Origin of the sequence: Streptomyces spongiae, assembly GCF_009377185.1 — a bacterium.
Lineage (GTDB): Bacteria > Actinomycetota > Actinomycetes > Streptomycetales > Streptomycetaceae > Streptomyces > Streptomyces spongiae.
In genome coordinates, this window is record NZ_VJZC01001102.1 from 1 (window position 1) to 1,089 (window position 1,089).

A 1,089-nucleotide genomic window follows, 5' to 3' on the forward strand; every position below is an offset into this window, starting at 1 on the left:
GCCCTGGCCCCCGCCGGAGAAGATGCGGCGCTGCCCCGCACCATCCAGCGCCGCCCCGCACCAATTCAGCCCCTCCGGCGTTTGAGGAGCGGGGGTCCGGGGGCCGGCCCCCGAAAACGGCGGGGTCGAAGGGGCAGCGCCCCTGGGGATGGGACGGGTAGGGGCGGCGGGGGCGAGGAACCCCCGGTCGGCCCTGACGTCGCGGCATCCACCATGGCACCCTTCGACCAACCACCCGCCACTGCCCAGGAGTTGAGAGCGTGCCCAGAGACACGGAGATACCCGTCGTCGTGACCGGCGGCAGCGGCTTCGTCGGCAGTCACCTAGTCCGACGGCTCCTGAAGCGCGGCTACCGCGTGCACACCACAGTGCGCTCCACCGCGAACACCGCGAAGGTGCAACCCCTACGGGACATGCAGCAGGAGTTCCCCGGCCGACTCACCCTGTTCGAGGCGGACCTGCTCGCGGACGGCTCCTTCGACGAGGCGATGCGCAACTGCACGGTGGTGTTCCACGTGGCGTCGCCGTTCTTCATGCCGGAGAAGATCAAGGACGGCCGCAGGGACATGGTCGACCCGGCCCTCCTCGGCACCCGTAACGTACTGGCGACCGTGGAGAGGACACCGACGGTCGAGCGACTCGTCCTCACATCCACCGTCGGCGCGATCTTCGGCGACTACGCGGACGTGCTGGACATGGACGACCAGGTGCTGTCCGAGACGTACTTCAACACCACCAGCACGGAGGAGAACAACCCCTACCACTACGCCAAGACACTCGCGGAGCGCGCCGCGTGGGCGGCGGAGGCGGAGCAGGACCGCTGGCACATGGTGTCCGTCAACCCCGGCCTGATCCTGGGCCCTTCACTCACCCCGGCCTCGGAATCCGGCAGCCTCTTCCTGCTGGAGGAACTGTTCAAGGGCTACTTCTTCTACGGGGCACCGGACTTCAGCTTCACCACGGCCGACGTACGCGACGTCGCCGACGCACACATCGCGGCGGCGGAGAACCCCGACGCCAAGGGCCGCTACATCGTCGCGGCCCAGACGATGACCTCCTTCCACGAGATGGCCCGCATCATCCGCACCC

General features: G+C 68.7%; 1 protein-coding gene. It reads left to right on the forward strand.

The annotated features are described in order from the left end of the window. Window positions 1-260: 260 nt before the first annotated feature. The coding region (locus FNH08_RS50415) for an NAD-dependent epimerase/dehydratase family protein (RefSeq protein WP_322726693.1) at window positions 261-1,089 on the forward strand (829 nt) is incomplete at its 3' end.